Annotated in this window: 2 protein-coding genes and 1 pseudogene; 1 reads left to right on the top strand and 2 read right to left on the bottom strand. The window is 59.4% G+C overall.

All coding sequences use genetic code 11. The features are described 5' to 3' along the window. Positions 1 to 562 precede the first annotated feature (562 nt). Entirely contained in the window at positions 563 to 2800 is a 2238-nt protein-coding gene (locus RAH32_RS21190) for a hybrid sensor histidine kinase/response regulator (protein WP_306610376.1), read from the top strand. 477 nt (positions 2801 to 3277) lie between these two features. Here RAH32_RS21190 and RAH32_RS21185 read toward each other — a convergent pair whose 3' ends face one another. After that, the gene (locus RAH32_RS21185) at positions 3278 to 4303 is read right to left on the bottom strand and encodes an IS110 family RNA-guided transposase (protein WP_306610377.1); all 1026 of its coding nucleotides are present in this window, start codon (positions 4301 to 4303) and stop codon (positions 3278 to 3280) included. A gap of 84 nt (positions 4304 to 4387) precedes the next feature. Beyond that, positions 4388 to 5590, bottom strand: a pseudogene (locus RAH32_RS21180) (IS5 family transposase); the annotation flags it as partial. Positions 5591 to 5699: the final 109 nt, after the last annotated feature.

Here is a 5699-nt window from a genome sequence, read left to right as displayed (position 1 = left end):
GAAACCGGCAGCACCCTCTGGCTGAACCCCGGCGCAGCCGGCCCCCGCCGCTTCCACCTGCCGATCACGCTGGCTTTCCTTTGAAAAGAGGCCGGCCGCCCTCGTGCCATGATCCACCCCTTGCCTGTCTGACCTGCTAGCGATTGGACATGGCTCGGTCGTCAGCCCTCGTGCCTCATCCGAGCGCAGGCGGCCCTAAGCTGCCGGTCAGGACGGCCAAGGCGCTGCAGTGCGGCTTCCCTGAACCGGCCGTTCATGCTCGCCGCGGCGATATCCGACCTTTGGTGGCGGCATGATGATTGAGTTTAGCCCATGGCGCTCTTAGCGCACGTGGACGGGCAGGGTTCTTGGCCGTCTGCCCAACGTGAATTTGCGTCTGTAGACATTGATCTCCCCCGTGACTTCGCCTCTCCGTCTTCCTACAAGAAACTCACGCCAGCTCACCGCACTACAGCAATTTACATCTGGGAGTTGAAGCGGCTGCACCTTAAGAAAATGGTTAAGCATTTCTAGTCGGATACTTCCGAGGCATCTGACAGCATTCAGAAGGACGCAGACGACAATGGATCAGCATGATGAGCTCCGCCTTCTGCGCGGTGCATGCGCGGCCAGCCAGACCGGCGCGTGGCACTATCGCGTCGACGAGGATCGGGTTACGTGGACCCCTCTTCTTTATGATCTGTTTGCGGTACGAGAGGGAACAGAACTTAGTCTCGATTTGGCCCTCTCGTTCTATGTCGAAAAAAGCAGGCAACATATTAGGGACGCCGTCAATGTCTGCCTGGCCGAGGGCCGGTCGTGGAACCTGGACGTGCAGTGTCGCTCTACAACAGGCCGGGTTTTCTGGGCCCGAACCATCGGAGAGGCAATCCTGCAGGACGGGCGCGTGGTGGCCCTGCAAGGTGCCTTCCAGGACATCACTCGCGAACGCGCTGCCATTGACGAGCAGGTGCGTGCACAGGCGGAACTATCCTTCGTCCTGCGCACCATGACCGACGGCTTTCTTCTGCTCGACACCGGCTGGCGGTTCACCTTTGTGAACGCGGCAGCAGAGCACATGCTCCGCCGTGACCCCAAGGAGCTTATCGGGCAATGTATCTGGGAGGAGTTTCCAGAAACCTGTAACACCATCTTTGAGCACAATTTTCGTGCAGTTAGGGAAAGCGGCATCTCGAAATCATTTCAGGCTTATTTTGCACCCCTAGGCGCTTGGGTTGATGTCACGGTGCACCCTGCCCAGGTCGGCGTGGCTGTCCATTTTAGGGATGTGACCCGCGAGGTAGCCGAACAGCGCGATCTTCGGCTTTTCAGAACAGCGATCGACGCGATGACCACCGGTGCCGTCATGCTGGAAAGAAGCGAGGGCGCCGTCGACTTCTGGCCGATCATCTACGCGAACGCTGCGGCTATAAAGCTTCAGGACCTTGGAGGGCAACAGCTGCTTGGAAAGAACTTGAATCAGGTGATGCAAGAGACGGATTGCACACCCGATATAGGTCAAGTTCGCGAGAGACTTGCTGCGCAGGAGGTCTGTCAATTCGAAGCGCGGCATCATCGTTCAGGGCGCGAGGAAATCTTGGAGTGCGTGGCAGTGCCGCTGGCCGGCCAGGATGACCAACATGGGCATGCGGTCGTCCTCGTTAACGATGTCACCCAGCAAAGGTGTCTGAACGAGGAGCGCCATCGCAGCGAACGTCTAGCTATGATCGGACAGATGGCTGGGGGTGTCAGCCATGACTTCAACAACCTCCTCGCGGTAATTTTGGGGAACATCGAGCTTCTGGAACTGACGGCCGATCCTGATGAGAAGAGGATACTGATTTCGGAGGCACGCGACGCAGTGATGCGCGGCAAGTCCCTGAACGACAGCCTTCTGGCCTTTGCGGGGAAGTCAAAGCTGACACCGCAGACGGCGGATCTCGGAAGCTTTGTGCAGTCTTGGGCGCCTTTCGTCCGACGCGCCATTCCGTCGCGGATCAAGATCGAGCTGGAGGTGGATACGGGTTTACCGCCGGTGTTAATAGACGCGGCCATGGCGGAAAGCTGTCTGCTAAACTTAGCTCTCAATGCACGCGATGCGATCGAAGGCTCGGGCACAATTCGCATTATGCTGAACGAGGTACAACGTGCGCATCCCAGTGGGGGAGCCAGTCAAACCTGGATTTGCCTTTCCGTTGCAGATACAGGTTCCGGCGTCCCGGAACACCTGCACGAGCAGGTGTTCCAGCCCTTCTTCACGACGCGCTCGCCTGGACAAGGCTCAGGGCTGGGTCTGTCGCGCGTGCGCGGCTACCTTGAGCAGATAGGCGGCTTCGTGACGCTTTCCAGCACGGTCGCGAAAGGCACAACCATTGCCATGTTCTTTCCGGTTGCATCGGTTGACACACGGGAGGTGGAAGGCGACCTTCCGTCCGCTGCAGCCATCCCGGACAAGAGACGAAAAGCCCTTGTGGTCGATGATACGCCGGCGGTGGCACGGGTGGTTGCCCGAATGCTAGCTTCTTTGGGATGCGATACGCTTATTGCGGCTAACGGCAAAGAGGCACGAGAAATCATCAGTCGCGAAAGCGGGCTGGACCTGCTGATAAGTGATGTGGTGATGCCCGGGGAGTCTGGATTGGACCTTGTTTGCGCCATTTCTAAGACGCACCCGGGCATCCGCATCGCCCTTATGACCGGATATACTCAGGAAAAGCTGTCTGCAGGTGAAGATTTGGCTGAGATTGTGGTCTTGGCGAAGCCTGTCAGTCGGGCACAACTCGAGGCCTTCATCTTGCCATCCCGGATATCTACCCCTTAACGCAACATGTTAATCGGGCCCTTTGTGCGAAGACAGCTGGCGCTGACCCGCTGTTGGTTGGGCGATCGGCAACCGATTGAAGCAGAATCTTGCCTTAGCAGGTCGCTGAATTAGTCGACGAACCGGAATGGTTTCCCATCTTAGCGACTGATGAAGATCATGGCTGGGTCCTTCGGCGCTTGAAGGCATAGTGCCTGATGCCAGTTCGGCGCTCACACTCCCATGTGTGGATACCTCGGTCGGTGCAAGCTTTCTTTTGAACAGTTCGGACATGTGATCGGGTACGGTCATGTGTCAGGCCTCGATGTGCGGCTTTGACAATGCCGCGGGCCGGTATGGCGATGCGAAGGTTGGGTCCATATCAATGAGCCCGAGTTGCAAGCTCTCTGGGAGTGCCTGGTTTCCCCAACCTCGATCTGGTCGATCGTTTGTCCTTACTGTTCAATGTCCGTCTCACACCTGCCAGCCCTTACCGCGTCAGACGGTCAGGGCAGGGTCTCGATAATCCTCCTGTTTCGTCATCGCCGCCCAGATCGCGCGGGCAGTTTTGTTTGCCAGGGCGATGGCGACCAGCATCCGGGGCTTGCGTGCCAGCATCTGCTCGAGCCAGGACCCCTTGGGAGGGCCGTTCTTGATCGCCCATCTGACCCGGGTCATCGCGCCGATGATCAACAACCTTCGAATGTCTCGTTGCCCCATTTTGGAGGTCCGCCCTAGGATTTGCCGGCCACCGGTCGACTTCTGAACGGGGACGAAACCCAGCCAGGCGGCAAAGTCGCGTCCTCTTCGGAACCCTTCCATTGGGGGAGCGAACGCCTGGATAGCCATAGCGCTTATGGGTCCGACACCTGGAGCCGTCTGCAGGCGGATCGTCTCGGGGTCTGACTTCGCTTCGTCCTTCAGGCGTTTCTGTATTTTCCTTGTTCTGTCGTCGAGAATGCCAATCTGCTCAAGGTGCAGGTGACAAAGCTCGATGACGCCCGAGGGCAGGTCGCTCTCTGGATCTTCGATCTGCGCCTCGAGCCTTTTGACGAATGTCCGTCCGGCAGGCGCGATGATGCCGTACTCCATGAGGTGCCCCCGCACCGCGTTGATGAGGGCGTTGCGCTGACGAACAAGCAGATCGCGTGTCTTGAAGACCATCGACCGGGCCTGCTGCTCTTCGGACTTCACGGGCACGAACCGCATGGTCGGGCGCACCACGGCTTCAGCGATGGCCTCGGCGTCATTCGCGTCATTCTTCTGCCGTTTCACAAAGGGCTTCACGTAGATCGGCGGGATCAGGCGCACCTCGTGGCCTAGCTTCAGGAACTCTCGGCCCCAATAATGCGACGAGGCACAAGCCTCCATGGCGACAAGGCAGGGCGGTTGCTCGGCAATGAACCGGATAAGTTGCGCCCGCGAGAGCTTCTTGCGGAAGACCGGCCGTCCCGACGCAGTTGCGCCGTGAAGCTGGAAAACCGACTTTGCCAAGTCGATGCCGATGACTGTAACCTCTTCCACGGATACCTCCTCCATGCTGGTGCTTTGCAACATCACCATCTTGGCACATCGCGATGCCGTTTCGGGGTGAGGTATCCACACCATCAGCAGCCGGGGCAATCGGGCCAGGTTGCTGGCGGCCATTGTCAGGATGAAGCGGGACCTCACCCGTTCGAGGCCGCGATAGACGGTCTGGGCCATGCCGCCGATGGTCTTGGCCCAGCCGAAGGGCTCCTCGATCCGCTTTCGATGCTTGATGGAGAGGGCATAGCCCTTGTGTCGAGTGGTTCGTCCGTCGATTGCCGAATGCCGGGCTTTCTGGGCGACATGCGGAGTGACGCAGGCCCCGCGCAGATCGGCCACGAAGCCAGCGGCATCATAGGCCTTGTCCGCGCCCAGCGTCAGCTTCCGGGTCGAGCCTGAGGAGTGACGATGCAGCATATCGAGCGCGGCCTTTCGCTCGGCATGACCGTCGGCCAGGGTCAGGTCACGCTGAACGATCAATCCATTCCGGTTCTCCATCAACGCATGTCCCATGAAGGAGAGCATTGCACCCATGCCGGGGGCTTTCTTGTAAAGCCGCGCTTCTGGGTCGGTCGTGGAGACATGGGTTGCGTTGGAACGCTTCTCGCCCCTGAAGTCGACCTCGGCATTGCGGCTGCGATGGCTGGGGCGGGACATTGGAGCAATCTCGGGGTCGGTCTCGGTAGTTGGCGTGTCGGGGCTCACAGCAGGGGCATCACCATGGGCGGGCGGATCGCCCGGGCCCTCGTCGTCCGGGGGCGTGCCCGCTGCCTTGGGCTTGAAGCTTTTCATCGATGCCCAAGCCTTGATCAGCGTGCCGTCGACCGAGAAGTGATCATCCGACAAAAGCGGCGCGACTTCGCGATGGGCCAGGATCGCCGCCATGACCTTGCGCGACATCTCGGTCGTCAGCAGCCGGTCGCGGTTCTTCGTGAACACCGTCGGCACCCAGACCGGGTCGTCGATCCCGAGGCCCACGAACCAGCGGAACAGCAGGTTATACTGCATCTGCTCCATCAGTTGCCGCTCGGACCTGATCGAGAACAGGATCTGGAGCAGGCTGGCCCGGATCAGCCGCTCCGGTGCGATCGAAGGGCGGCCGAAATCGACATAAAGACGGTCGAAATCAGCGTCGAGGCTGGCAAGTGCGTCATCCACTACTTGCCGGATCTTCCGCAACGGGTGCCGCGCAGGAATGCGGACCTCAAGATCGACATAGCTGTGTTGATTTCCACCCAGAACTGAGCCGGATAGGGGCGTAATTTCCACTGAGAATTGAGCCATGTGAACCTTTCCCCAAAGCGGTGAGCGGCGGGGGTAACGGGAGTGATCCACATGGGACTTTTGAACATCATTCGACGCATGCACTTGCGGCAGAAGCTGTCGGTCCGCG

The organism is Paracoccus yibinensis (assembly GCF_030846195.1).
Classification (GTDB): Bacteria; Pseudomonadota; Alphaproteobacteria; order Rhodobacterales; family Rhodobacteraceae; genus Paracoccus; species Paracoccus yibinensis.
The sequence above is the reverse complement of the archived record's forward strand: the minus strand, read 5'-3'. Positions and strand labels throughout refer to the sequence as shown.